Source organism: Orientia tsutsugamushi (genome assembly GCF_900327275.1).
Classification (GTDB): domain Bacteria; phylum Pseudomonadota; class Alphaproteobacteria; order Rickettsiales; family Rickettsiaceae; genus Orientia; species Orientia tsutsugamushi.
In genome coordinates this window covers 1,320,129-1,345,650 of sequence record NZ_LS398548.1, presented here as the reverse complement: position 1 = coordinate 1,345,650, position 25,522 = coordinate 1,320,129, and the positions used below count along the sequence as shown (strand labels likewise).

The following is a 25,522-nucleotide window of genomic DNA, read 5'->3' as shown; positions in this document are numbered from 1 at the left end:
AGACCTAATACTTGAATTAAGAATGTCGACATCTTTATTACGTACTGTAATTACCAATTTTTCATGTGGTTTAAATTTGCTTAGACTCCAGTTGTATATTAACTTACTCATTGAGTCCTGCAACGTATTATCAAACCTAACGCAGTTATTTTGCCTCAGTAAGGTTATACCGCTTAAAATATTACTCTCAGCAAACTCCATTGCTGCTTCTTTGCTCCAGTTTTCACTTTGTCTTCGAATATTTACTAAAACATGTGAACCAAAAATATTACTCAGCATCTCAAACATTCCGCCTCTTTCTATTGAAGCTAGCTGTTTTTCATCTCCAGCAAGTATCAGTTGACAATTATTGTTTCTAACTACTCTAAACAGCTCTGCATAAGCTTTAGTACCTACCATTCCAGCTTCATCTACTACTATTAAGCTGTCTTGCATAAAAATTTTTTTTCGATTATATAAAAATCCTTTTACTGTATAGACCTCTGTATAACCTTTGCTCCTCAGCTCTGATACTGCCTTATGAGTAGGAGCAAGACCAATAACTTTTTGTCCACGATTTGTTGCGAGCTCATGCGCTTTTATTAAAACATAAGATTTTCCTGTACCAGCTCTTCCTCTCAAGACTCTAACTCCACTAGTGCTAAGCAAAATATGCCTTAGAGCTTGTTTCTGTTCTTCACTAACATTTGCTAGACCTTCGATATCACTTTTAAGATTGTAAATATCGTTGTAATAAACCTGATTATTGATTTTATTAGCTATTCTGATTATTCTCGTCTCCTCATTTCGAACCTCAATTGTCGTAAAATATTTGCTACTTTCACCATCATCATGGTATAACTCTAGTATTCTATTTGAACTAAGCACTTGCTGAACTAACTGTTCTCTTGCTGTTGGATCTGGTATATCTTTTACTGCTTTTTCAACATCCTGCTTAGTAAAAATAGATTTGTAATGTGTTATAGAATCTGTTATTACGTCAGCATCATTAATAATCTTCAAATGAGCCTCTTTACGTAACTCATTTTCATTTACTACTTCATTAATTAAATTCCTAATTCTACGAGGTCCAATATGCTTTCCCGGCACTTTACTGGTATCCTTAACTCTATATGGTAAGCCTAATTTAGCGAAAAATGCATTAATTATTTCTTTTACTCTTTCATGAATCATCTCGGGATCTTTAATAACAACCTTTTTGCCATTAAATGTTATGATTTTTGGGTTTAAATCTACTGCTCTAGCTCCTAAACCAGTTCCATCTTTTCTAAATCTTCTCATAGTAAGCAATATATGTACATGCCAGTTTTTATCTCCTGTTTGAGGCTTATGAATGTCTATCTGTACTCCAATACCTTTTTGCACCCATTCCATTGCATCAACTATTCGATGAGTTAGTTCTATTCTATGCTCTAAATTTAGCTCCTTCTCGTCTGGCAATGCTATTACTATATCCTTCAACAACTGGCTGTTTCTGTTTTTTGCGGTTCGTTCTACCTCATTCATTAATGTTTGAATATTCTTGAATTCTTGTTTTACATAATCCGGTATCAGCACTGTATGATATACGTTATCTTTCTTACGAGAGAAGTTATACTTTATACCTGTCTTCTCGTTTTCAACAATAGTTCTTGCATTATACGCTGCCTTACGACAACTATCACCTCCTGTACTTCTACTTAAAAATTCAATCCTTGTAAACTGTATAGCCATCTCAATACCAATTCTTACCTGAGTTTTAAGTTAGCATGGTTTTTTTGATTTTGCTAGCACAAACTTCTTTTTTTTTAACATTCAATCGGTTAATGAGTACTCATTTTTTAGCAGCAATCTTTATAGATTGCATATTGCGTAGTGCGACATGAGGTCGCTCAAACAGAGACTACAGAAATGTAGCAAGGTTGCATTTAAACCTTAGTTACCGCTATTGCGGTGCGAGATTGGTAACGGTCTTGTACTAAGCGCGATAGAAAGCCTAACTAAAGTACTAATCTGGATGGGAAATAGGGGCAAGGTAAAGTTAAAATTGGTTAAACGAAAGTGAATCTTCGTATGGAAAATATCGTCAATGCAGAAGCAGATACTCCAGATAAATTCTGTTATAAGGATAAAGCTGAAAAGCTTAGCTGTAAGAAGGAATACGCAGCCTTCTTTAAAAATGCCAGCTCCTCGGTATAAAGAAGATAACCAACTTAACGTCTCTCTGATGAGTGAAACATGGTAAGCCTATTATTAGGCAACTGATAGTAGGTAAGAGAGGTCTTAGAAAGCAAATGACACTAAGTCGAAAGACTACAGAAATTAATAACTGAGTGTATAGGCATTTATATGCTAATCAGAAATGATGCTAACTTAAGACTGGTGATTTACCCTAAATAGGTAAACAAGATTATGAATTAATTGGAAAAGTTGGATGCTAAACGCAAATGTAACAATTGAGACTAAAGATAATTTCAAGAAAATCTATTGGCATTCAATAGACTGGAAAGAAATTATACAAAAGGTTAATAATCTTCGTAGACGTATTTATAGGGCATCTGCAAATGGTAATATGAAGTTAGTACGTAACTTACAAAGATTGATGTTAAAATCAAGAGCAAATAGGTTACTTGCTATAAGACGTGTTACTCAAATCAACAAAGGACGAAAAAGTCCTGGAATTGATAAAATAGTTGTTAAGACAGATAAAGAAAGGAGTCTGTTGATGGAAAAGTTAGCAGATAATAATCTATCATCTGTAAAACCGATTAAGCGTGTATACATACCAAAAAGTAATGGCGAATCTAGACCTTTAGGCTTGCCAACTATTTTGGATAGGTGTAGACAGGCTGTTGTAAAATCAGCACTTGAACCATATTGGGAAGCTAAGTTTGAAGGTTGCAGCTATGGCTTTAGACCTGGACGTAGCGCTCACGATGCAATACAGAGAATATCTAGTATTGTTCGTCCTGGCACTACTAGGAATTGGATATTAGATGCTGACATCAAAGGTGCATTTGATAATATTGATCATAATTTTCTTTTGAAAATTATAGGAAATTTCCCTGCTCGTAATTGGATTCAAGCATGGCTTAAATCTGGTGTAATGCAGGATTATCAAATTATCAAAACAACAGCTGGTACTCCACAAGGTGGATTAATTTCTCCATTACTTTTAAACATAACTCTTCATGGAATGAGTGATATACTTAATATTATTTATAATAAATGTGATCATCTTCATTCTAAATCCGAATATGCTTTAGTGAGATACGCTGATGATTTTGTAATTTGTGCTAAGTCAGAAAGCTCATGTATCAGAGCCAAAAGTATTATTAATGATTGGTTAAGTATTAGAGGCTTAGAATTGTCTAAAGAAAAAACCAGGATACTTCATATTAATGAAGGTTTTGATTTCCTTGGATTTAATATTCGACAATATAAAACCAATAGTACAAGAAGAGGTGTAGCTCTACTAGTTAAACCGTCTAAAGACTCTATAAAATCGTTTAAAAAACGAATGTCAATAGAATGGAAAAAAAGTCTCTCATGGAATATTGATAGAATAATTGATAATCTAAATTCTAAAATATTTGGATGGTGCAGTTATTTCAACAAAGTTGTGTCCAAGAAAATTTTTTCCAATTTAGACTGTTGGATGTGGATTTAGCAAGCAAGATTCGTATGTAGAAAACATCCTAAAAAATCTTGGAAATGGCTTAAGAAAAAGTATTGGGGTCGCATTAAAGGCAGAAATGATAATTGGGTCTTTATGAATAAAGATCTATATCTATGGAAATTACAATGGACAACGATTAAACGACATATTCTTGTTAAAGGTAAATCTTCTCCTGATAATTCAAAACTTAGAGAATATTGGCATAAACGTCAGGCTGATAGCCCTAAGTATTTGTTTAAATCTAGGCAGATTCTTTGGCGTAGACAAAAGGGTAAATGTCTTGTTTGTTTTGATTTAATAGATAATGGTGAAAGTGTTCATGTACATCATATAACACCTATAAGATGTGGTGGCACTGACCATATTAACAATTTGTGCTTATTGCATGAAAACTGCCATCGGCAAGTACACAGTAATCGCGGACAACTTATTGCAGCTGTTTGTAAATTGCTTGAGCCGTATGCGGAGTAATTCGCTTGTACGGTTCTTTGGGAGGAAAAGCGCTTCTGCGCTTACCTACCCGCTTAAGCTTATTCTTTAATGAAGCTTCTAACCTTGAATTCACGTTTTTTTGACTATAATTATTTGATGTTAGTTTGGTAGGCGCGGTTTTTTTTCTTTACTGGAATTGTATTTTGATATATTCTTGCCTGATTTTTTTATCTTTCTGAATTACTAACATGGCAAATCTTATGCAGCAAAAAATTACTCTTCAACAAAAAAATGCTAGGCTAATCATGGATGAGGTTAACCTTAAAATTAAAGAACGTAAAATGCGTACTCGACGTCTTATCGAAATGGGTGGATTAGTTGCTCTAAAGCTAAGCTTGATCACTTATCAGCAAACACTTTATTTGGTGCTATTGTTTCACTAAAAGAAATTTTAACACAACATCCAAATGTTCAGGATCATTGGACTACAATAGGTAAAGATATTTTTGATAAAGAACAGCAAAATAAAGCTGCCGTGATTTTAAAATTTGCCTCTGAACCAGACGAAAACACTAAGCGCTACATTCGCCTTCATGGCTTAAAATGGAACAGTTTTCGTCAAGAATGGTGCGGCCATGTTAAGGATATTGAGGCCTTAAAGAATGGCCTTCTCAATGTTCAGTATAAACTTGAGCTTGTATCTTAGATAATAGTTCAAACTATATGCACAGCTAGCAATATTAGTACTGATAGAAAATATAGAGTAAGAATTTTAGAATAACATAACTGATGGTAATAATAAAAAAAATAAAGAATTTTGATGAAATTTATGATAGTGTTAAAAATAAGGCTGTAAAAAAGAAAATTTGTAACAGCACATTTGATTTAGCAATTATCACAGCTAATCAAAAATTTAAAGGGGAATTTTTATAAATCATATAAAATATATGACAGTATTATTAATACAGTTACATCTGTTGCATCAAAATAATCTGCTCATATAACAGTATTTAATTTTAGGGTAAAGATATGCTAGCAGACAAATATTTTAATAAAGGAAATTCATTTCTTAAGTTGGGAAAATATCAAAAAGCAATTAAAAATTATGATGTAGCTATTAAGTGTAATCCAGATTGTATAGAAGCTTATATTAATAAAGGAATTGCTTTAAAGGAATTGGGACAATATCAAAAGGCAATTGAAATTTTTGATACTACTATTCGATATAAACCAGATTTGGCAGAAGCTTATTATGCTAAAGGAATAACTTTTCAAGAGTTAGGTCAATATCAAGAAGCAATAAAGAATTTTGATACTGCTATTCAATACAATCCAAATGATGCAGACTTTTATATGAGTAAAGGAATTGTTTTAAAGGAATTAGGACAACATCAGGAAGCAATAAAGAATTTTGATACTGCTATTCGATACAGACCAGATGATGCAGAGGCTTATGTTAATAAAGGAATATCTTTAGACGAATTAGGACAATATCAGGAAGCAATTAAAAATTATGATCAAGCTATTCAATATGATTCAACTAATCTAGGTATTTATATTAATAGAGGAGTTTCTTTATGCGAACTTGGACACCATCAAGAGGCAATAAAAAATTATGATGTAGCTATTAAGTATAAACCAGATTTGGTAGAAGCTTATGTTAATAAAGGAGAGTCTTTGAAGGCATTAGGGCACCATCAAGAGGCGATTAAAAATTATGATATAGCTATTAAGTATAAACCAGATTTGGTAGAAGCTTATATTAATAAAGGAATTGCTTTGAATGAATTAGGGCACCATCAAGAGGCAATTAAAAATTATGATATAGCTATTAAGTATAAACCAGATTTTGCACTAGCTTATCATGCTAAAGGAAATGCTTTGAAAAATCTTGAAAAGCTACTAGAAGCAATTGAAAATTATGATCAAGCTATTCGATATAGACCAAATTATGCAGACGCTTACAATAGTAAAGGAGCTGCTTTATGTACACTTAAACAATATCAAGAGGCAATAGAGAATTTTGATTTGGCTATTAAGTATAAACCAGATGTTTCATACACTTACAATAATAAAGGAATTGCTTTGAATGAATTGGGGCGACATCAAGAAGCAATGGAAAGTTATAACCTGGCTATCAAATATGATCCTGATAATGTGTACGCATACCAGTTAGCAAATGAACTTGCAAAAAAAATTAAAAAAAGCAATCTCCGCATCATAACTGATTAATTTTTAGAATCAAGGTACAGAGTCGCATGTTCATAAGTCAAGAATGGTGCGGCCATGTTAAGGACATTGAGGCCAAAGAATAGGCTTCTCAATGTTTAGTATAGTATAGAACTTGTAGTGTGATATAAAGCATCTAATAGAAGTAGCATACAACACATCAAAAGTAAGATTTCGTGTTGTATATTTCTTATTATTTTACACTATTTTTTAAATTTAATACTTCTTGTATTGATAAATCCGTATATTCAGCAATTGTCTCAACTGATAATTCAGATTTCAATAATTTTATTGCAAAATCTTTTTTTGCTTCAGCTTTACCTTCAGCTTTACCTTTAGCCTCACCGAGCTTTATGCCTTCAGCTTTAGCGCGTTCGAGTTTATAATCTTCGACTGCTTTATTATCCCATATACGCTTTAACTCTTGTTCATAGGTTATTAGTTCGTCTTCACTCCAATTAAACTGATCTAATGCCTCATACGCTCTTTTTATTATTAAATCTTCACCTATTATTTTATTATACCCATCTAATGTTGTTTCTTTTGCATGTTTAAAAAAATAGCACCACTTCTCTGTTATATCATTTAACTCTTCCACTCTATTTTTTTTAAATTTTGGTAATTCTATAAAGGTAAATGAAAAGTCCTTTAGATCATGCTCATATGTCTTTTTATCCAATATTACATGCCTTGATATATAGTCTTCTTTGTTTGGAAACAATTTATAATCTGCTATAGCTATAAATATAACTTCCTTTAGGTCTGAGTATTTTCCTTCCTTTCCTCTATTTGGCTGCCTGCCATATGCCTTTGCTGCATAATACTGTGCTCTTTTTTCAAATCCTTGTGTAGGATCTACTTGCATTTCTATTATATATTGCGCACCGTTTTTATCTTTACACAAAACATCTACTATTGATTCTTTTTTGGATGCTATGTCTGCATCTAATATCGTTCCTAAAAACTCTACTTCTATTATTTTTCTATTTCCTTCAAACAACAATATATCGTTCAGAAAATGTATTAGTATGTCCTTGTTTTTTTCTGATCCAAATATCTTTTTAAATGCTACATCATTCTTTGGATCTAGAAATCTTGATAAATGCATATGTTTTTCATATTTTCTATTCTTTTTAAATTATACAACAAAATAACTTATATGAACATTCTCTTATTGAATTTTAATTTCTGCAATTCACTACATTAACCACCTATTAAACTTTAGTTTATTAGGTAGCATAACGCTCACAGTATTTATTTAGCTTTATAGCAATCTCTGGTAATTTAAGGTATTCAGCAAGAGGTATAAATTCTTGCTGCGTTTCTAGTATGATTTCTTGTCTTCTTTTGGCTGGCTTTATGAATATAGTTTTAATATTATCCAATCGGTCCAATAGTTTGATTAGTAATAGCTCTACTTTATCTTGATTCACTAATGTTTGAATCATTTTCATGGAACTGGTTTTCTTACCACCTCTGTTTCTTGTAAGAGCTAGAACTTGCTCGGCAATGTTATCATTAAATTCGATTGCTATCTTTTCTTTAGTTAGTGTTGTGTCTTCGATGGTATCATGTAGTATTGCTGTAATAATCGTATCCGTTTTAAAGCTGTAGTCTGCAACCATGAGCGCTACTTCTAATGGATGCATATAATAAGGTTCTCCTGTATCTCGCTTTTGATTGCCATGATATTTTTTTACATAAAATATAGCTTTTTTAACTTTATCAAGATTAATGCGTTTATCAACACTATGATTAATCAAGTCCAGCTTATCAAGTAGTTTATTGATATGTTCACAATTTAAAAATGCTAACATTATTTCCTCCATCTCCATTAATAATTCTAATTTTCAGTTTCTCAACGAACTTCTATAGGTATACTACACGTGAAAGCTGTATACTGATCTTGCTTACTTTCTAGTTTAATTTTTCCAGTCATTTCATGTATAAACGGTTTAACGAGTAGTAATTCAGATTCTAGTACTGCATAGCTTTTGATATGTAAGTTTCTGAGCTCATTATTTATCTTTTTCACTTTTTCATCTGAAATTCCAATTCCGTTATCAAAAACAATTAATTGTAATATTCTATAATTTGTCTTTTGATTTGCAGAAGGCAGCAAATCAACTTCAACGCTAATTTCTCTGCATTGACTATTAGTAGCATTGCCAATTAATAGTATTAGTACTGCCTGTATTTGAAAACTATTTACAATGATTAAATCTTTTATATCATTTTTAAAGTTGCAGCTAAGATTTATTCCTTTATTTTCTGTGAATGGCTTCAGTGCTCTAATACTACTATTTACTTTTGCTTGAATACCAAAATCTCCAGATTTTATAGTATGACTCATAAAATGCTTCCATATCTTTTAATTAAAAAGTTGTACTGGTATATCGCAAGTAATAGCTGTAAACTTATTTGCCTCGCTCTTTATCTCTAATTTGCCACTTAGTTTGTTAACAATGTAATTTGCAAATTCTAGACTCGAGTTTAATATTTCTGGATACTCTAATGCCGAATTTAAATCAGAAAATTTTGCATTTATTTCTTGTAGTTTGTCTTGTGAAATACCTTTTCCGTTATCACGTACTATGAATCTTAATATTTTGTCTTTTTCGTTTTCCTTTCGATACGGTGCAATAAATAACATAACTATAACATCAACCTTACAGCTTTTATTAACTCTAATAGCTCCACTTATTAATTGACTAAGTATAGTTTGCAATAGACAACTATCTCCAATAACAATGTCATTTATGTTGTCCTGAACATTGTAACTGAGCGATATTTCTCTATCTTCAGCAATTTCTTTCAGCGAACTAATTGTATCCTTCAATAGTTTTTGTATGCTAAATTTTTTTAAATGTACGTTTTGAAGCTCAATTTGGTCTCTAAGTGAGTAAACTATACTGTTACAGCAGTCTTGTAGGTTAGCAACACAATTAAGTATTCTTGTTAAGCTAGTAGTTTTATATTCCTTTTCTTTGAAATCATTTTGCCAACATAGTAGATCATCTGCTAGATCTTGGATTTTAGCAGTAGTAAGATCAAACGTATATTTAATTTTTTGAATCAAATCTATACAATATTGCTTCATTGACTCAGCTTCCTCTAGATAATCTTCCGCTTGTTGTAGCTTTATTTTCATTCCAATATATTTATCTTCATTCATATTTTCGGTACAAAGATAAATATTTCTTTCCTTAGCTGTAGATACTAACTTGGCTGGAATAGGCGGTATATGGATTGTCCAGACATCTTGAGAAATGTCTTTTGTTGTATTGATATTCTTTTTTTATTTTTCATAATATTCTCCATTTGACTAATGTTGCGAATTTAAATTACTAGTTTGTATCGGAATGCTGACTAAAAACTTTGTATAATGCCCTTCTTTACTCTCTATCTTAATGCTTCCTTTCATTTCATATGTAAGATGTTTGATAAGTTCTAACCCTGAATCTAATGCTTGATGCTTAATTAAGTGTGGTTTTTTTAATTCAGAGTTCATCTCTTGTAATTTGTTTTTTGAAATGCCAGCTCCTACGCTATGCACTACAAATTTCAATATTCTATCTTTTGAATTCGATTGTTCATTTTTAGGAGGCAAAAAATCAATGCTAACTCTAACTTTGCTATTTGTACTATGCATAATAGCACTACCAACTAACTGAGTGAGTACAGCTCTTATTCGAAACCTATCTCCAGTAATAATATCGTATATGTCATTTCCTATTTTTTCCCTTAGCTCTATATTTTCATCTTCAGCAATTAATCTGATTGCTGCAATAGTACCATTTAGCATTTTTCGTAGGCTAAATTTTGCTAGTTCTACATTCGTTGATTTTATGGTTTTTCTAAATACACAAATTTTATCATTTAGATCATTATTGTTATTTTCCACATTATTCTCCTATGGTGAAGTTTATTAACTTTGTTTTTTTAGAAATTTAAAATAGCAAGCTTAGCTAACAATTAGCTAAGCTGACTGGTATATCACATATGGCTTCCGTTTGCATAGTTGCATCCTAATTTAGGTATATAATTGAATTGGCACTTCAAACGAAGAAGATATGTAGTTACTTCCTTGATCTATTTTGAGATTTCCTTTCATTTGATGTGTAAGCTGTTTTATAAACACCAACCCTTGTCCTAGCTCTTGATGTTTTGTTAAATTCGAATTGCTTAGTTCAGAATTCATCTTTTGCAATTTTTCTTTCTGAATGCTAGGGCCTGTGCTTTGTACTAAAAATTGTAATATTTTATCTTTTGAATCTGTTTTTCCATCTTTAGAAGGTAATAAATGAACACAAATATTAATCGTTGTACATTTAGTGCCATGTATAATAGCACTTTCAGCTAACTGGCTTAGTACAGCTCTTATTCGTAAACTATCTCCAATAATACTGTCTTTTATATTAGCCTGAAAATTGCTTTTTAGATCTATTCTATCATCTTCAGCAATTGCTTTTAGTCTAGCAACAGCATCCGTTACAAAGGTTTGTAGGCTAAAATTTTCTAGTTCTACATTCTTTGATTCTATGTTTTTTCTAAATACACAAATTTTATCATTTAGATGATTTATTAGTTCATCAAGTGAGCCTAACGTATCTGTTATTTTTGCTATTGCATCTTGCTTATATCCTACTAGTTCTACTATATTCTGCTTTGTTTTATTGCAGTTATTTACTATATGCCTAATATATTGAATCAAATATATATTGTTATTTTCCATATTATTCTCCTATGGTTAAGTTTATTAACTTTGTTTTTTTAGAAATTTAAAATAGCAAGCTTAGCTAACTGTTAGCTAAGCTGATTGGTATATGACATATGGCTTCCCTTAATGTTGATTTTTTATTTTCTATTATTTCGGACTGAAGTGTTCTAACATCTTCTGACTCACTTTTGAGCTGTTTGAATACATCTATTATATTTAAGTTTAGTGTTTTAATTTGATGTGTAAGTTTTAAAAGCTCTTTATCACCAGCTGCTAGATGTCTTAGTAACAGTTTTGACTGTATATTTTTATTAAATATACTTTTATTTTTCTGTTGACCTTCGTTTCCAAGAGACATAGAATTCCCCTACTGTTTTTATGTAAAAAATGGTTTCTGAAGATTAAAGTAAAAAGTTCAACTCTTTATTCTATTTAATCTTCAGCTTAGTATTATCAAAGTTCTGAAACCTAGATAATATAAGGTATAGAGTAGCATTATATTTTTTACCAGTCTATTAAAATCTTTTAATTTACAGGCTAAATTTTTGCATAATAATCTAATGTTGATGCGAAATTATCACATTCCTTGCTTATAGTTATAATAAATCTTATTCAAAAAGGATGCATAAAGAGCCTTGTAAGCGTTATTATTACTAGCACTACAAGCTGTTTTCTGGTATAATCTCAATAGAGATTCAACTAACATAAATTAATTAAACTTCATGTGTCAGTAGCTGTTGCTAATAAGTCTAAGCCTTTCCTTCATTGGATTGGTAGTAAACGAAGAATTGTTAATAAATTAATAGAACATCTTCCTCAAGGTCCACACTATAATTACTATGAACCATTTCTTGGTGGAGGTGCTTTATTTTTTCAAGTTAGGCATCTTTTTAAACAATGTTTTTTGTCTGACATCAATCTTGATTTAATTACTAGCTATAATGCTGTTAAAAATAATCCTAATGAGGTCAATAGATTACTGAGTTTATATCACAAACATCATTCGAAGGATTATTATTATAAAGTTAAAAACAAATATAGTAATAATCCGAATGAAATTACCGCAAAATTTATATATCTTAATAAATATTCTTTTAGAGGAATTTATAGAGTCTACAAAAATGGACAATCTGCTCAAACATTTTCTGGTGAATGCTACATTAAACTCCATATTGCATCTAGAATAAACCAATGCAGCAGCCTTCTACATGGTGTATCAATTTATGCTACAGATTTTTCATTTATAGAGCCTCAACAAAATGACTTTGTTTATTTTGATCCTCCTTATCATAAATCTGGAGAACGGTTCTATACTAGACTTCCATTTGATGAAAAAGATCAAATTAGATTACGGGATTTTGTCAAAGAATTAACAAATAAAGGTGTTAAGATTATGATCTCAAATAATAATACTGCCTTTATTAGAGACTTATACAAAGATTTTAATATCAATACCGTTACAGTTGTATACTCAATCAATGAACAACGCAATCCTGTTAATGAGCTAATCATTACTAACTATAAAACTTGCTAGTTATTAAATGTGAACCCGCAATCCAAATCGTATATAAATAGGAAGTGGTGTATAGTTAGCTATTGTGCTACATTCAATGTCTAAATATGTATCTCTTGCTAAGTTTATTGTTGTACCAACTCCTAAGTCTATACCAGTACCGCTATCACCATTGAAAACTGATACTAGGCCACCTGTAACAAAAATTGATGCTTTGTTACCTTCAATTATATTGTAATAATAATTTCCTTGAATAAAGTTATCTCTACAGTTGTGATGACACATAAATCCTAATCTTACATCCATTCTGTGCCGATCTAATCTATAACCAATTCCAGCTTCTAATGTATCGTGGTTAGTAGCAATACCAGTTGAAAATTTTATATAGAATTGTGAAGTATCAATACTATCTTTGAAAGCATTGAAGTTTACATTATTACTTGCTGTACATATTGATGGTGAAGGTAATACAACGAATGCTAATATAACAGCATAACACGGTTGTAAAATTGATTTCAAAACATTCATATTAACTTCTCTTTATTAGCATTAACATATTAGCTATCTGTTGAAACCTAATACCATGGGACCCATTGTTCCGTTAGAAAGTTGAATATATCTGCATTACCGCTTTTAGCAGCATAATCTATAGTAGTCATGCCGTTATCATCTTTTGCATCAATATCTGCTCCATAATCAATCAAAAGCTGTATAATATCTATGATTTTATTACGAACAGCAATATGTAGTAGTGTTTCTCCTTCATCATATTTCTTATTAATACCAGTAGAATTATGTTTTAGCATAATTGCTAAAGGTTCTACACATTTGCATTTAGCAGCATCGGATAAAGGTGTATTACCTTGATTATTCTCGATATTTACATCAGCATTATATTTTAGCAGTAATGCTATATGATCATTGCAATAGGTAGGATATTTTTCGAAAAATTCATAATATACTTGAATTGTTTCAACAACAAGATGTAAAGCAGTGTGCCCATCATTATCTTGTGCGTTTACGTTAGCTTCATTGTTCAACAAAATCTTAGCAATAGGTAGATTCTTATATTTCAAAGCAACAGATAAAGCAGTAGTGCCATCTTTATATTTTGAATTGACAAGTGTAATATCCTTATTAATAAGCTGCTTCACTTTTTTAATATCACCATCTTGAATAGCGCTATGTAAGGTATACTTAGTCTTAGATTTTAATATCATATATTTAATCCTTTCATTCTCAATTATTTACTCATTAGCTAGCATGAAGTTTACAATATTCGCTTAAGCGTTCTCCGATCTCTGGTAGTTTAAGGTATTCAGCAAGAGCTATAAATTCTTGCTGAGTTTCAAATATTATTTCTTGCCTTTTGTGAGGAGGTTTGATGAATATAGTTGTAATATTATGGAATCTATCAAAAAGCTTGATCAGTAATAGTTCTGTTTTATTTTGGCTGCGTAATATTTGTATCATTTCCATAGCACTGATTTTCTTATTATTCCTAACCCTTGTGAGATCTGAAACATGTTCTGCAATATTAGCACCAAATTCGTACCTTATTCTTTCTTTAGTTACTTTTGTGTCTTCAAGTGTATCATGTAGTATTGCAGTAATAATTGTATCTGTTTCAAAGCTGTGGTCTGATACCATGTGAGCTACTTTCAATGGATGTGTGTAGTAGAGTTCTGTATCTCTCTTTTGCTGGCAATGATATTTTTTAGCGTAAAGTATTGCTTTTTCAACTCTATCAAGATCAATTTTGGTGTTAAATCTTATGTTGGTTTCAAACAGCTTATTTATTAAGCTCTCACTATAAAAATCTATCATTGGCCACCTCCAAATGGTTATTAATAAATTATACCATAATTTAAACTTTTTGTATACTCCAATCCCAGATAAAAACTGGAAAAGAGGCAAATTAAATTATAAATTTTTTGAATTCAGTTATCACGATGCCAAAAACCAATCTTGAGTTACATATCTCTGGTGTTAATGAGTAAAATTTTGCTGTAATTTTTTTTGAATAAGCATTTTTTCATCTTATGCATAATCTAGCGTTTATTAACATTGCTGAGAGTTTTTAACAATATTGCCAAATTTAGAATACCTACTATTATAGTACAACTTCACTGTACCAACTGGCCCATTACGGTGTTTAGCAACAATTATTTCAGCAGTGTTATAACATTTATTTTGTTTTGTAACCCATTCTGTGTATTCTGGAGTACCTCGATCTGGTTCTGATCTAGACAAGTAATATTCGTCACGATATATAAGCATTACAATATCGGCGTCCTGTTCAATTGAGCCTGATTCTCTTAGATCTGAAAGAATAGGCTTTTTATCTGACCTTTGTTCTACAGCTCTAGACAATTGAGATAACGCAATGATTGAAATATTGAGCTCTTTAGCAAGAGCTTTTAAGCTCTGAGTAATTTCAGAAATCTCCTGTACTCGATTATACTGACTTCCTCTGGAATCAATTTTTATTAGCTGTAAATAATCAATAAATAATATTGCTAAATTATGAGTACGTTTAAGTCTACGAGCTCGAGATCTAATTGCAGATATCGAGATTGCTGGAGCATCATCTATAAAAAAATTCCACTTTTGTATTTCGTCTTGTACAGTCTTTAACTTATCAACATCTTGTTCACCTATTTTACCGTTAAATAATGCAGAGCTATTAATTTCTGATTCTATAGAAAGAATTCGAGTAGAGATTTGCTGAGATGACATTTCTAAAGAAAAGAATCCAACTGATGGCACTACATTATCTTTAGTATTTTTTTTAGTAAGAAAATATTTACAAGCATTTATTGCTAAGTTAACTCCTAAAGCAGTTTTACCCATTGATGGTCTGCCAGCTAATATTATTAGGTCAGAATTTTTAAATCCTCCAAGCTTTGAATCAAGGTCAAGTAGTCCACTACTAATACCGTTAATAGAGTTTTTATTTTTAATAGCAGATGAAATTGATGTCCATGATTCTTCAATTGAAGTTTGTAATTTTGTAAATCCTTTACTTAAAGTTCCCCTTGAACCTAGATCATATAATTGAGATTCAGCAGTTTCGATCTGACTTATAGCTAAATCTGCTAAAGTAGAAGAATACGCATTTGTTACTATTTTTTCTCCAATTTCAATTAAATAACACCTCAGCGCAAGATCATATACTATTTTGCCGTACTCATTAACATTAACTATACTTAATGCTAACGTTGTAAGTTTAGCTAGATAATCTACTCCACCTATTTCATCAAATGTGAGTTCATTGCCTAGCATATTTTTGAGCGAAATTACAGTAGCGCTAATTCCTTTACTAATAATGAGATTAATTGACTTGTATATTTTGCCATGTAATGGTTCATAAAAATGTTCTGGCAGTAAAAATTCGTTAATGTTATATAGCGCACGATTGTTAATCAGAATTGCTCCAAGTATCATTTGCTCTGCTTGAATATTATTTGGAGCAATCTTTGCAAGATCTTTTTCCATATCACTCTTTAAATTTTATTAAAATTACTAAACTTAACTAACTCGAAAGAAAATCCCTGAGCTTTAAAAGCGTGCGCAAGATTTTCCATATGGTTGCTTGTGATTTAACTATCAGCAAATCCTGTTTTAGCTTTAATGAATATTTTTTTACTAACATTATCTTCATTTATAATGTTCAATTCGCTAAAGTATTTTTTATCAATAGTTTGACCATAACTTTTAATCAAAGATTCTCGTACTTTGTACCAAGTTGAGTTAGAGCCCAGTTGTTTACTGAGATTCAAGAGATACTCTTCTTCATTGATTTGTTTCTGTGAAACAGTTGTAGGTTGCTCAAATGGTGTAACTTGCAATTCTTGAATTTCGTATCCATATACATCTTGTACAGCTTGTAATATCTTTGATTCATCACATTCTGTTAGTGTGATATTTTTAAGCAACTTAACAAAAAACCTAGTTCGAACCGCTGGCCCAAAACTACAAGAAGTCAAAATTTGATAAGCCATAGCTGCTTCAAAAGAACCAGCAATTTTATGCTTCAACTGACTTTCCTTACTAAGATTTGCGCTTGTTTCAATTTGAGTAAGATATTTTTCCTTATTAAATTCGTTATCAAATCCACAGTTGTCTCTATTTGCCTGATCAGTAGTTCGTAATTCATTCGCTAACACTTTTGCTATATAGTTTAGAACTGATGCTTTACAGCCAAAATGATAATTCGAATATCGACCTGCTAGCTTTAATAGCAATTTGTTGATAAAGTATATGTTAAAAACCTTTATCAGACTTGTGTTGCAGTGCAACTGCATCTTCTGGTGTTAGTGGGTAAAACTCTTTTAGCCTGTACTTTTTGAACCATTCTTTTTTACCATTCGAAGACTTGAGAATCTTTGTTATTAGTGATTTAATGTCTTGATTACAATTTTTAGTTGAAGTTCGTATATCATTTTCAAAATCATCAACATTTTGAAAATTTTGTTCTTCATTTTCATTTTTTTTATTCTCTACTAACTCACCTTCAGTAGATCTAGATATTTTAGATTTTTTTATATATCTATATATGTCCCTGAAAAAAGTTTCAGGTTGACCTGAAATTTCTTTCATGTTGGGACGAAATTTTTTTTCTGGTAAGGCTATATTTTCTTCTTTCCCTTTTTCACTATAGTGCTGAAAATTTTTCAGAATTTTTATGCAAGGGACATTACGTAACTTCACATTGTCTTTAATGATTGTCCTATTTTCAATTTCAATAAAACCTGCATCTCTTAATTCTACTAAGCATTGCCTAACTCTTCTTTGACCAACATTCAGCTTATCTTCATAAAGCTGATAACTTTCCTGTAATTCATCTATATCTTTGTTGTAATAGATATGTAGTCTAAATACTATGAATGATAAAAGCTGTTTAGATGTTTTACTTAATGCTTTTCCATTATCTCCAGTTAGCTTTCTCCATTCTGGTGGAATGATATTTCCAATAAAGTTATAAAATATTGTGTCATTATTGTTACTATTTTTTTTAATAATATTACAACTATTAGTTAAAAAATCGAATACTACAGGTCGCATTTTTCATCTCCAAAAATACAGCTATAGTAGGTGTTTTAGAAAATAATTTTTTTACAAATTACCATCAAATTTTTGTTCAAAAGGTTGACAAAAATCATTATGCCAAACCTATATAAATCTTCATACTTATACTATCTGCCTTAGAAGACCAATTTTTCCTATAGTACATCTTATAATCAATAATAAAGGCGAAATAATGTCAGTTAAAATTACTAAAAGCAATAAAAGCGACCTATCTGTATCTTCGTTTTTTTCTAAAGGCTTATCTGGTAAATTGTTTGGTGATAAAGCTTACATATCTGAAGAGTTATTTCATCAACTCTTCTCCAATGGTCTACGTTTATTTACTAATCTTCGTAAAGATATGAAAACATATTTATTGGACATAGATGATAAGCTTTTATTAAATAAACGTTCCTTAATTGAGTCTGTCTTTAATGTACTAAAAAAACACATGCATTTAGAGCATACTCGACATCGCTCTCATATTAACTTCTTTGTTCATATAATTGCTTCTCTTGCTAGTTATTCCATCTCCAAACTTAATCCCTATCTTATCTCTTTCTTCTTTCTCTTCTAATCACTTATCCTAAATTAGCGTTATTAACAAATTACAAAGTTGTTTAGTTAGTATAGTATGATCACTCACCTCTTTAGCAAAATTTTCGTTTTGTTTTTGAGTAGGCAATGAACCATTTAGTAATAAATAACATACCTCTAAAAAACTGCAACTAGTAGCTAAGTCTCTAATATCATATCTACGATGCATTAATATACCTTGGTTATCATCTATATAAGTTATTGATGCTTTGCATGAAGCAGTTGATATAAAACCAGGATCATAAGTACAATAATTACTCTCAGTATATAATTTGGTGATATCTATTACATTCATACCCATAGTAGATTTTTTAATGGGAAGTAAAATTATTTGATCTTCAACCTTAAGTTCAGCATAATTTTTATCTGTCATTATCTTCAATTTTAAATAATATTATAAATCTACAAATCAAAAAAACGCTGTTCAATTGAAGTGCTACTCATTCTCAGTAGAATCTGTTTGTACATTATTTGCTTGAGCATGTGAGGTTGCTGCAACAGGATCTTTAACTTGTATTTTAACTAACTTTAACTCCTTCTCAAGTTCATCTATTTTATTTTGAAGATTACTACAATCTACATTGATATTACTAGTTTTTACTTCTTTCTCTTGTAATACTTGAGCTGTTTGATTTTTGTCTAATAATCTAGTAGGAATAATTCTGTTTGGTAGTATTTTAGAAACTTTAGATAGTTTAGAAGAATAACAGGCTGATTTTCCTAATTTTGTTTTTCTATTTGCTCTTGACTGTTGCTGTTCCATTTCCAGCATTTGTCTATACATTTGCCTATTAATTGCAGCTGCATTAGTTAATTCTTCATCTTCTTGATCGCTATCATCATCAATGTTATTTTGGCTAACATTTTGTTGAGCTTTACGAATATATTTATAATTGTATATTGGAAGACGCTTTTCCTTAATAAACCCTGTGGCTTTAATATCCTTAAAGCTATTAGTTATATTAACAGTCTTGGACTTAGTAGCTCCTGTAAGCATTAATACTAAAACTGCAATAAAAAAAATCAACCTTACCATAATTTTACTCAATAAAATTATTTACACAATTGCAATATTATGTAAATATAATGTATATTCTTCTAAAAAAACTAGACATGAATTTATCAATTCTGTCTAGAAAAATGTGAGAGTAGTAGAAAGAAAAAATTAAGTAAAGAATTTTTTGATGAATTAATGTATTCTCACTATTTCATTACTTTAATTATTTATTTTATTTACCAAAACTAAATATTAACTAGCAACTAGTTTTTAGGTTTTACCTTAAATACACTTACATAGAATAGTACTATACTAAAGTAAAATATACTAATTAATAAGCACTAAATAATGAATAATATATTTGTAAGCATACTGCCTATATTCATTATCACAATGCTTGGCATTATTATTAAGAGAACTTGGATTAGCTCAGAAGAGTTTTGGCGTGGATTAGAAAAATTATCTTATTTTTTATTGTTTCCACTAGTATTATTCAATCATACATCTGCAATAGAAACTAGTTCACATGATTTGCTTAGATTAATTCTTCTATTAATGTTATCTATTGGTATAGTCTCTATTATGTTGATAATATACAGAAGAAGAACTCAAGGATGCAAGATGGTTTTTACATCTCTATTTCAGGGATCAATTAGGTTTAATAATTATATCTTTCTTGCATTAAGCAATGGTCTTTTTGGAAGCAAGAAAATGGCTATTGTAGCAATTGTTTCAGTTTATATGGTTATCTACACCAATGTGCTTTCAGTATTAATTTTTAGCATCTATACCAATAATCCTGGCAATAACATTAAACCAAATTTTTCCAGTGCAATAAAAAATTTTGTAGCTAATCCACTAATTATTGCAAGTTTAATAGGATTAACTTTTAATTATTTTAATATAGTACTCAATGTTGGTATTAAAAACACTATTGATATATTATCAAACTCCGCGCTTGCAATTGGAGTAATGAGTGTTGGAGCTAGGTTGCAATTTAATCTTAATACTAAACACATACATCAAGTTTTTATAGCACTTCTTACAAAGTTGATTATTTTACCTTTAATTACCATAATACTCTTTTTTATTGCTGGTATTACAGGTGATTTAAGAGTAGTTGGAATACTATTTAGTTGTTTACCACCAGCTAGTACATCATACTTGCTTTCTCAACAACTACATGGAGACCCGGATTCAATGGCAACAATCATTACTTTTACTACAATATTTTCCTTATTGTCTTTATCAATTATTATGTATATCTTTGCTTAAAATTAATAGGATAATCTTTATGACTAATAACTTATCTAAAAATGATTCATTAATCTCGAAGTTAAGTCTTGAATATCATAAAAAAGATAACCTACCAGGTAAAATAGCTATGATAACTACCAAGCCACTTGCAACTCAACATGACTTAGCGCTAGCTTATTCTCCTGGTGTATCTGCTCCATGTCTAAAGATTGTTGATAATATTAATACAATTTATGACTACACCTCTCGAGGTAACACAGTTGCAGTAATTTCAAATGGCACAGCAGTTCTAGGACTAGGCAATTTAGGAGCTGCTGCTGCTAAACCTGTTATGGAAGGTAAGGCAGCATTATTTAAAAAATTTGCTGATATTGACGCTATAGATCTTGAGATAGATACTGAAGACCCTTATGAAATTATTAAGCTTATTCAATATCTTAAATATAATTGGGGTGGCATTAATTTAGAAGATATTAAGGCTCCTGAATGCTTTATTATAGAAAACAAGCTACAAGAACTTATAGATATTCCTGTATTTCATGATGACCAACATGGTACTGCTGTTGCAGTTACAGCAGGAGTTATTAATGCTGCTGATCTTACAGGACGTCAGAATTTAAGAAATTTAAAAGTTATCATTAATGGAGCTGGAGCTGCTGGTATTGCTTGTGCAGAATTATTAAAGTCTATAGGTATAGAAAATATAATATTATGCGATAGCCAGGGCGTAATTTATAAAGGACGAACTAAAGGCATGAATGTGTGGAAAGAAGCTCATGCTATCGATACTAAGTATAGAACTCTCAAAGAAGCAATAATTGGTGCAGATTTATTTTTAGGGTTATCAGTTAAAGGAGCTTTAACTCAAGAAATGTTAGCTACTATGGCTGATAAACCAATTATCTTTGCTTTAGCTAATCCAGATCCTGAAATTATGCCTGCTGAAGTTAAGTTTGTACGTCCAAATGCTATTGTTGCTACAGGAAGATCTGATTTTAGTAACCAAATAAATAATGTAATAGTGTTTCCTTATATTTTTAGAGGAGCATTAGATGTTATGGCAACAACAATAAATAACTCAATGAAGATAGCTGCAGCTAAGGAAATAGCAGCACTTGCTACTCATCCAGTACCAGATTTAGTAACTAAAGCTCATTTAGGGCGAAAAATGGAATATGGATTCGATTACATTCTTCCTTCACCATTTGACCCAAGGCTACTTTATGCTATTCCACCATTAGTAGCTAGTACAGCAATGAAAACTGGAGTAGCTAGAAAAAATATTGATCTTCAAAAATATAAAAATCATCTTTTAGATAAAGCTGCATTTGCTGAGTAAATTAGTTACATATAAGTAGCTGAATAACGTAAATAATAGTAAAGAAAATGGCAATTTTTATACACAGCTAAACTTTACAAATTCTTACGGCTATTTTATCTTAAGTTGTTTAGAACTTAGTCGTAAAGTTACCAAAACAACAACATGCATTAACTTAAGCTTGATATAAAACATGCTAAAACATAGGAAAAACAAGAATTATAGGACTTTTATGCTTATGTATAGTCATTTACAATGATGTTTGAGCATAAAAAAAGCAACAATAGCATCATAAGATTTACCAACAGAATATTTTATACGCAAACTTCATTGTAAATGACTATATCATTTTTTGCCACAACTATTTCTTACTAAAGTCTTCTATGTGGAGTAGAAGAAAGTTATATGAGAATACAGGATTATATAATGATTACCAAATTTGATACTGGAATTTTATTTTGATATATTCTTGCCTGATTTTTTTTTATCTTTATGAATTACTAATATAGCAAATCTTATGCAGCAAAAAATTACTCTCCAACAAAAAAAAGGCTAAGCTAATTATGGATGAGGTTAACCTCAAAATTAAAGAACGTAAAATGCGTACTCGACGTCTTATTGAAATGGGTGGATTAGTTGCTAAGGCTAAGCTTGATCACTTACCAACAAATACTTTATTTGGTGCGATTATTTCACTAAAAGAAACTCTAACACAACATCCAAATGTTCAAGATCATTGAACTACAATTGGTAAAGATATTTTTGATAAAGAACAGCAAAATAAAGCAGCTGTGATTTTAAAATTTTCCTCTGAACTATAGTCATTTACAATAGACCTCTTTCGAAACTGGTTAACGTATCAAAATTATAAATGCCAGAGATCAAATTAAATCTAAGACCGAATCTTTTACGTCTATTTCGATATTTATCAGCAATAATTTTGAACTACCTTAACCAGTTTCGAAAGAGGTCTAGTTTAAAATAGCGGATTAACATTGCAGTCAAAAATTGATACAGTTAGCAGAAATTTATCTACTAGTGCTGCTTAACATTAGTTCTCTTTGACTGATGAATCATAACATCAGTAACATCTCATGCCTTTTGCTACATATCTGTGAGTTCTAATTGTACTATGAACAAAACCTCTCTTATCCATCAAGAAAATAATTTTTTCTTTGTCTTTGTATCGTTTTATCTTATTCTGAAATTTTAATCTCTCTTCTTTTTTGACTTTAGATGTTTTAAAGTTTTTCTTATATGTAATATTTAATCTCTTTAAGCTTTTTGTATACCTAACTTACTTACTCATAGTCGTTCAGCTCTTTCATATTGATATGCGTTACTATCTTGTCTCACGTCTTCTTTTAGTTTATCAATAAAGATTTTTGTTAAAGCTCTGTTTCTGTTTTTTAACGCAATATGTTTTAATGCAATACAAACACTGTATTCTTTCCTATCACAAAACGTTTTGATACTGATTCAAAACTAATTTTCGCTCTTTCCTTATATGTTCAGCACATTTTTTCAGAAAACCTATAGAATATGTCATACTAATTACTTTTTCATTAGACCTATTTCGAAACTGGTTAAAGTAGTTCAAAATTATAAATGCCAGAGATCAAATTAAATCTAAGAGAGAATCTTTTACGTCTATTTCGATATTTGTCAGCAATAATTTTGAAGCGTTTTAGCATACCAATAACGTTTTCATTCACAACTCTTGCTCCTGCTAACCTATGATTATTCTTTTTATCATTTTTAGTTAAAGGATTTTTCTTGCTTTTTTTCTTTGGTAATTCAGAATTATTGTGAATTTTTTGTATGCCTTGATATCCTGTATCAGTAATCACTTTTACCTTAGGATGGATAAGAATTTTGGATTTCTTAAATAATCTAAAGTCATGTTTTTTACCGTTAGAAAAATCTGTACATATTACTTGGCGCGTTTTCTTATCTACCACTATTTGAGTTTTTAGTGTATGCCTTTTCTTCTTTCCTGAATAATAGAATTTTTGTTTTTTTTAGGTCTTTCTATAGGAGTCTCAGTAGCATCAATCAAGACTACTTCATAATTCATATCACTCTTCATTATAGCTTTACGACCTGGAAGAGCAAAGTTTGCGTGTTTAACTAGGGTGTCTTCTACCCATTTTACAGCTTTATATGCTGAACTTTCACTAATTCCATAGTTCTGACCTATATGGAAATAAGTACGGTATTCTCTAAGGTATTCTAACACCATCAGCAACTGTTCCTCCAAATTGAGCTTATTTTTACGTCCACCTTTTGATTTCTTAAGACCATCAGCTTTCCTCAAAATATCCACCATCTTTGAAAATGTCCTCTTCCTTACTCCTGTTAATCGACGAAATTTTTCATCCTTTAACTCTTTAATCTGATCTAATTTCATTATTACTTCAAATTAGATTTTTATAACACCATTCTACATCATTCTCTAGTTTCGAAAGAAGTCTAATGAAGTTTGCGTATAAAATATCCTGTTAGTAAATCTTATGATGCTATTGTCGCTTTTTTTATGCTCAAACCTCATTGTAAATGACTATAGACAAAGATACCAAGTGCTACATTCGTCGTCTTCATGGCTTAAAATGGAATAGCTTTCGACAAGAATGGGGCAGTTATGTTAAGGACATTGAGGCCTTAAAGAAAGAATGACCTTCTAAACGTCAATTTAGGATAAGGAGTCAGGAGAAGAAGAAGAGATAAGATGGGGATTAAGTTTAGAGATAGAATAACTAGCAAGAGAAGCAATTATATGAACAAAGAAATTAAGATGAGAACGGTGTCTAGTATGCTCTAAAAGCATATGTTTTTTTAGTACATTAAAGACAGATTCAATTAAAGAACGTTTATTTAATAACCGCTTATCATCTGTGTCCAATAAATATGTTTGCATATCTTTAAGAAGATTAGTAAATAAACGTAGACCATTGGAGAAGAGTTGATGAAATAACTCTTTAGATATGTAAGCTTTATCACCAAACAATTTACCAGATAAGCCTTTAGAAAAAACTGAAGCTACAGATATGTAGCTTTTATTGCCTTTAGTAATTTTAAATGACATTATTTCGCCTTTATTATTACAAGATGTAGCTTAAAGCCTAAGAACAAGCCATAACTACTCTCACAAATTTTAGAAATTTTGTTAAAAACTCTATTGCTGAAGGTACGTTTATTATGACAAATTGCTAACTTTGTAGAATCGATGTAATATATACCAGTCTCATCTCCTTTGAGACAATGCATTAATATTGCTAATAGTAGCAACATTCTAGGCCACAGTTGTATTATTCTACTATATCTTGGTAAGCAAAAGTATCCTTTATACTTATAACTCAAGTAATTATGAAAACATATTTATTAGACATACAAGATAATCGATTATTAAATAAACGTTCTTTAATTGAGTCTGTCTTTAATGTACTAAAAAAACATATGCTTTTAGAGCATACTAGACACCGTTCTCATCTTAATTTCTTTGTTCATATAATTGCTTCTCTTGCTAGTTATTCTATCTCTAAACTTAATCACCATCTTATCTCTTCTTCTTCTCCTGACTCCTTATCCTAAATTGACGTTTATAGTATCTTGTATGATGAAAATAAGTGAAATTGCAATAAAATAAAAGATTATAGCAATAGCACAAAAGAAAGCTAGTATACAGTAGTGAGCCTAAGGCTAATAGTACGTGCTACAGATAAGTAACTAGC

The 25,522-nt window shown here is 30.6% G+C and carries 23 protein-coding genes and 8 pseudogenes; 13 read left to right on the top strand and 18 right to left on the bottom strand.

Features of this window, described 5'->3' with window-relative positions:
• Positions 1-192: 192 nt before the first annotated feature.
• Positions 193-1,713 (bottom strand): annotated as a pseudogene (locus DK405_RS16180) (AAA family ATPase); the annotation flags it as partial.
• A gap of 339 nt (positions 1,714-2,052) precedes the next feature.
• Here DK405_RS16180 and DK405_RS15070 point away from each other — a divergent pair.
• The 6 genes and pseudogenes from DK405_RS15070 to DK405_RS07105 all read left to right on the top strand — a co-directional run bounded on the left by DK405_RS15070 (position 2,053) and on the right by DK405_RS07105 (position 6,322).
• Entirely contained in the window at positions 2,053-2,178 is a 126-nt protein-coding gene (locus DK405_RS15070; protein ID WP_269459331.1) for a hypothetical protein, read from the top strand.
• 235 nt (positions 2,179-2,413) lie between these two features.
• On the top strand, positions 2,414-3,649 hold the full coding sequence (gene ltrA / locus DK405_RS07115) for a group II intron reverse transcriptase/maturase (protein ID WP_197709769.1): 1,236 nt from the start codon (positions 2,414-2,416) through the stop codon (positions 3,647-3,649).
• A gap of 102 nt (positions 3,650-3,751) precedes the next feature.
• Positions 3,752-4,129, top strand: a complete 378-nt coding sequence (locus DK405_RS13335; RefSeq protein ID WP_052691740.1) for an HNH endonuclease — start codon at positions 3,752-3,754, stop codon at positions 4,127-4,129.
• Between the two features lie 209 nt (positions 4,130-4,338).
• Positions 4,339-4,796: pseudogene (locus DK405_RS07110) on the top strand (conjugal transfer protein TraD).
• An 83-nt stretch (positions 4,797-4,879) separates the two neighbouring features.
• Positions 4,880-5,023 (top strand): hypothetical protein, encoded by a 144-nt coding sequence (locus DK405_RS12795; RefSeq protein WP_162562879.1) that lies wholly within the window; start codon positions 4,880-4,882, stop codon positions 5,021-5,023.
• A 96-nt stretch (positions 5,024-5,119) separates the two neighbouring features.
• Positions 5,120-6,322 carry a tetratricopeptide repeat protein gene (locus DK405_RS07105; RefSeq protein ID WP_064613090.1) on the top strand — a complete coding sequence of 401 codons (1,203 nt, stop codon included), beginning with the start codon at positions 5,120-5,122 and terminating at the stop codon, positions 6,320-6,322.
• A 190-nt stretch (positions 6,323-6,512) separates the two neighbouring features.
• On the opposite strand, the gene DK405_RS07100 is transcribed toward DK405_RS07105, so the two are convergent.
• The 7 genes from DK405_RS07100 to DK405_RS07065 all read right to left on the bottom strand — a co-directional run bounded on the left by DK405_RS07100 (position 6,513) and on the right by DK405_RS07065 (position 11,397).
• Entirely contained in the window at positions 6,513-7,427 is a 915-nt protein-coding gene (locus DK405_RS07100; RefSeq protein ID WP_109510634.1) for an Rpn family recombination-promoting nuclease/putative transposase, read from the bottom strand.
• Between the two features lie 121 nt (positions 7,428-7,548).
• The gene (locus DK405_RS07095; protein WP_064612772.1) at positions 7,549-8,136 is read right to left on the bottom strand and encodes an HD domain-containing protein; all 588 of its coding nucleotides are present in this window, start codon (positions 8,134-8,136) and stop codon (positions 7,549-7,551) included.
• Between the two features lie 41 nt (positions 8,137-8,177).
• On the bottom strand, positions 8,178-8,672 hold the full coding sequence (locus DK405_RS07090; protein WP_064612797.1) for an ATP-binding protein: 495 nt from the start codon (positions 8,670-8,672) through the stop codon (positions 8,178-8,180).
• A gap of 18 nt (positions 8,673-8,690) precedes the next feature.
• Entirely contained in the window at positions 8,691-9,494 is an 804-nt protein-coding gene (locus DK405_RS14215; protein ID WP_231967689.1) for a sensor histidine kinase, read from the bottom strand.
• A gap of 150 nt (positions 9,495-9,644) precedes the next feature.
• Positions 9,645-10,223, bottom strand: a complete 579-nt coding sequence (locus DK405_RS07075) for a sensor histidine kinase (protein ID WP_064612799.1) — start codon at positions 10,221-10,223, stop codon at positions 9,645-9,647.
• A gap of 129 nt (positions 10,224-10,352) precedes the next feature.
• Positions 10,353-11,054, bottom strand: a complete 702-nt coding sequence (locus tag DK405_RS07070) for a sensor histidine kinase (RefSeq protein ID WP_064613070.1) — start codon at positions 11,052-11,054, stop codon at positions 10,353-10,355.
• Positions 11,055-11,118: 64 nt separating this feature from the next.
• Positions 11,119-11,397: a hypothetical protein gene (locus DK405_RS07065; protein WP_045915527.1), complete on the bottom strand. Its 279-nt coding sequence runs from the start codon at positions 11,395-11,397 to the stop codon at positions 11,119-11,121.
• 366 nt (positions 11,398-11,763) lie between these two features.
• Here DK405_RS07065 and DK405_RS07060 point away from each other — a divergent pair, with 366 nt between their 5' ends.
• Positions 11,764-12,573, top strand: a complete 810-nt coding sequence (locus DK405_RS07060; protein ID WP_045913603.1) for a DNA adenine methylase — start codon at positions 11,764-11,766, stop codon at positions 12,571-12,573.
• Positions 12,574-12,576: 3 nt separating this feature from the next.
• On the opposite strand, the gene DK405_RS07055 is transcribed toward DK405_RS07060, so the two are convergent.
• From DK405_RS07055 to DK405_RS07030, 6 genes are all read right to left on the bottom strand, one after another.
• Complete coding sequence (locus DK405_RS07055; RefSeq protein WP_064612745.1) at positions 12,577-13,080, bottom strand: hypothetical protein; 504 nt, start codon at positions 13,078-13,080, stop codon at positions 12,577-12,579.
• Positions 13,081-13,127: 47 nt separating this feature from the next.
• On the bottom strand, positions 13,128-13,772 hold the full coding sequence (locus DK405_RS07050; RefSeq protein WP_064612746.1) for an ankyrin repeat domain-containing protein: 645 nt from the start codon (positions 13,770-13,772) through the stop codon (positions 13,128-13,130).
• Between the two features lie 34 nt (positions 13,773-13,806).
• On the bottom strand, positions 13,807-14,379 hold the full coding sequence (locus DK405_RS07045) for an HD domain-containing protein (RefSeq protein WP_064612747.1): 573 nt from the start codon (positions 14,377-14,379) through the stop codon (positions 13,807-13,809).
• 234 nt (positions 14,380-14,613) lie between these two features.
• Entirely contained in the window at positions 14,614-16,050 is a 1,437-nt protein-coding gene (locus DK405_RS07040; protein ID WP_064612748.1) for a replicative DNA helicase, read from the bottom strand.
• A gap of 104 nt (positions 16,051-16,154) precedes the next feature.
• Positions 16,155-16,799 (bottom strand): hypothetical protein, encoded by a 645-nt coding sequence (locus tag DK405_RS14210; protein ID WP_231967682.1) that lies wholly within the window; start codon positions 16,797-16,799, stop codon positions 16,155-16,157.
• A 19-nt stretch (positions 16,800-16,818) separates the two neighbouring features.
• Positions 16,819-17,619 carry a hypothetical protein gene (locus DK405_RS07030; RefSeq protein ID WP_231967680.1) on the bottom strand — a complete coding sequence of 267 codons (801 nt, stop codon included), beginning with the start codon at positions 17,617-17,619 and terminating at the stop codon, positions 16,819-16,821.
• Between the two features lie 163 nt (positions 17,620-17,782).
• Between DK405_RS07030 and DK405_RS07020 the strand changes: the two are divergent.
• A pseudogene (locus tag DK405_RS07020) lies at positions 17,783-18,212 on the top strand (transposase); the annotation flags it as partial.
• Here DK405_RS07020 and DK405_RS07015 read toward each other — a convergent pair.
• Positions 18,209-18,592: a citrate/2-methylcitrate synthase gene (locus DK405_RS07015; RefSeq protein ID WP_045912906.1), complete on the bottom strand. Its 384-nt coding sequence runs from the start codon at positions 18,590-18,592 to the stop codon at positions 18,209-18,211. The pseudogene DK405_RS07020 and the gene DK405_RS07015 sit on opposite strands and share 4 nt — an antisense overlap.
• Positions 18,593-18,655: 63 nt before the next feature.
• Positions 18,656-19,267, bottom strand: a complete 612-nt coding sequence (locus DK405_RS07010; RefSeq protein ID WP_231967677.1) for a hypothetical protein — start codon at positions 19,265-19,267, stop codon at positions 18,656-18,658.
• 297 nt (positions 19,268-19,564) lie between these two features.
• On the opposite strand from DK405_RS07010, the gene DK405_RS07005 reads away from it, so the two are divergent.
• From DK405_RS07005 to DK405_RS06995, 3 genes and pseudogenes are all read left to right on the top strand, one after another.
• The gene (locus DK405_RS07005) at positions 19,565-20,491 is read left to right on the top strand and encodes an AEC family transporter (RefSeq protein ID WP_045912904.1); all 927 of its coding nucleotides are present in this window, start codon (positions 19,565-19,567) and stop codon (positions 20,489-20,491) included.
• A gap of 19 nt (positions 20,492-20,510) precedes the next feature.
• Positions 20,511-21,785: pseudogene (locus tag DK405_RS07000) on the top strand (malic enzyme-like NAD(P)-binding protein); the annotation flags it as partial.
• 511 nt (positions 21,786-22,296) lie between these two features.
• A pseudogene (locus DK405_RS06995) lies at positions 22,297-22,606 on the top strand (conjugal transfer protein TraD); the annotation flags it as partial.
• Between the two features lie 771 nt (positions 22,607-23,377).
• Here DK405_RS06995 and DK405_RS06985 read toward each other — a convergent pair.
• Positions 23,378-24,201 (bottom strand): IS5 family transposase gene (locus tag DK405_RS06985; protein ID WP_109510633.1). Its coding sequence is split into 2 segments (ribosomal slippage): positions 23,378-23,814 and positions 23,814-24,201, totalling 825 coding nucleotides; the frame shifts between segments, so codons are not numbered across the junction.
• A 155-nt stretch (positions 24,202-24,356) separates the two neighbouring features.
• On the opposite strand from DK405_RS06985, the pseudogene DK405_RS14205 reads away from it, so the two are divergent.
• Positions 24,357-24,467: pseudogene (locus DK405_RS14205) on the top strand (conjugal transfer protein TraD); the annotation flags it as partial.
• A gap of 16 nt (positions 24,468-24,483) precedes the next feature.
• Here the strand turns inward: DK405_RS14205 and DK405_RS06980 are convergent.
• Positions 24,484-25,154, bottom strand: a pseudogene (locus DK405_RS06980) (IS982 family transposase); the annotation flags it as partial.
• Positions 25,155-25,157: 3 nt separating this feature from the next.
• Here DK405_RS06980 and DK405_RS06975 point away from each other — a divergent pair.
• Positions 25,158-25,382: pseudogene (locus tag DK405_RS06975) on the top strand (transposase); the annotation flags it as partial.
• Positions 25,383-25,522: the final 140 nt, after the last annotated feature.

Bases quoted from the DNA above. Each gene is read 5' to 3' on its own strand.
- DK405_RS15070 (WP_269459331.1), top strand. From the start codon at position 2,053: ATGGAAAATATCGTCAATGCAGAAGCAGATACTCCAGATAAATTCTGT.
- ltrA (WP_197709769.1), top strand. From the start codon at position 2,414: ATGCTAAACGCAAATGTAACAATTGAGACTAAAGATAATTTCAAGAAA.
- DK405_RS13335 (WP_052691740.1), top strand. From the start codon at position 3,752: ATGAATAAAGATCTATATCTATGGAAATTACAATGGACAACGATTAAA.
- DK405_RS12795 (WP_162562879.1), top strand. From the start codon at position 4,880: ATGGTAATAATAAAAAAAATAAAGAATTTTGATGAAATTTATGATAGT.
- DK405_RS07105 (WP_064613090.1), top strand. From the start codon at position 5,120: ATGCTAGCAGACAAATATTTTAATAAAGGAAATTCATTTCTTAAGTTG.
- DK405_RS07100 (WP_109510634.1), bottom strand. From the start codon at position 7,427: ATGCATTTATCAAGATTTCTAGATCCAAAGAATGATGTAGCATTTAAA.
- DK405_RS07095 (WP_064612772.1), bottom strand. From the start codon at position 8,136: ATGTTAGCATTTTTAAATTGTGAACATATCAATAAACTACTTGATAAG.
- DK405_RS07090 (WP_064612797.1), bottom strand. From the start codon at position 8,672: ATGAGTCATACTATAAAATCTGGAGATTTTGGTATTCAAGCAAAAGTA.
- DK405_RS14215 (WP_231967689.1), bottom strand. From the start codon at position 9,494: ATGAATGAAGATAAATATATTGGAATGAAAATAAAGCTACAACAAGCG.
- DK405_RS07070 (WP_064613070.1), bottom strand. From the start codon at position 11,054: ATGGAAAATAACAATATATATTTGATTCAATATATTAGGCATATAGTA.
- DK405_RS07065 (WP_045915527.1), bottom strand. From the start codon at position 11,397: ATGTCTCTTGGAAACGAAGGTCAACAGAAAAATAAAAGTATATTTAAT.
- DK405_RS07055 (WP_064612745.1), bottom strand. From the start codon at position 13,080: ATGAATGTTTTGAAATCAATTTTACAACCGTGTTATGCTGTTATATTA.
- DK405_RS07050 (WP_064612746.1), bottom strand. From the start codon at position 13,772: ATGATATTAAAATCTAAGACTAAGTATACCTTACATAGCGCTATTCAA.
- DK405_RS07045 (WP_064612747.1), bottom strand. From the start codon at position 14,379: ATGATAGATTTTTATAGTGAGAGCTTAATAAATAAGCTGTTTGAAACC.
- DK405_RS07040 (WP_064612748.1), bottom strand. From the start codon at position 16,050: ATGGAAAAAGATCTTGCAAAGATTGCTCCAAATAATATTCAAGCAGAG.
- DK405_RS07030 (WP_231967680.1), bottom strand. From the start codon at position 17,619: ATGCGACCTGTAGTATTCGATTTTTTAACTAATAGTTGTAATATTATT.
- DK405_RS07015 (WP_045912906.1), bottom strand. From the start codon at position 18,592: ATGACAGATAAAAATTATGCTGAACTTAAGGTTGAAGATCAAATAATT.
- DK405_RS07005 (WP_045912904.1), top strand. From the start codon at position 19,565: ATGAATAATATATTTGTAAGCATACTGCCTATATTCATTATCACAATG.